Here is a 382-nt window from a genome sequence, read left to right as displayed (position 1 = left end):
CATAAGCACCGCAAGTGTCGTCAGCATTGGTAATCCAATCCCTGCGCCATCCAAGCCAGCAAACTCTAACACAGCTTGGCCGACGCAGGACGCTCGCCCACGCGCACGGCTTCAATTTTCGGTGATGGATCGGAAGGCCTTCAATGCAAGGGAAGCCACAAGGGGTTCTTCCATGCCTTCAGCGCATCGAGAAAGACCTGCAACCGGGAAGGCAGGAAGCGGCGGGTGGGATAGACGGCATGCACGAAAATTTCCTCGGACGACCAGTCCGGCAGCAGGCGGATGAGTTCGCCACTTCTGATCTGTTCGTCGCAATAGGTCGAAGGCAGCAGGCCGATGCCGTGTCCGCGATAGGTGAAGGCGCTCACCGCCTCGAAATCCC

Annotated in this window: 1 protein-coding gene; it reads right to left on the bottom strand. The window is 58.6% G+C overall.

The window, feature by feature from the left end:
* Positions 1–140 precede the first annotated feature (140 nt).
* Positions 141–382: LysR substrate-binding domain-containing protein (locus AF337_RS06465; protein WP_244471197.1), on the bottom strand; the 242-nt coding region annotated here is incomplete at its 5' end.

It is taken from the genome of Rhizobium ecuadorense (assembly GCF_001187535.1).
GTDB lineage: Bacteria > Pseudomonadota > Alphaproteobacteria > Rhizobiales > Rhizobiaceae > Rhizobium > Rhizobium ecuadorense.
The sequence above is the reverse complement of the archived record's forward strand: the minus strand, read 5'-3'. Positions and strand labels throughout refer to the sequence as shown.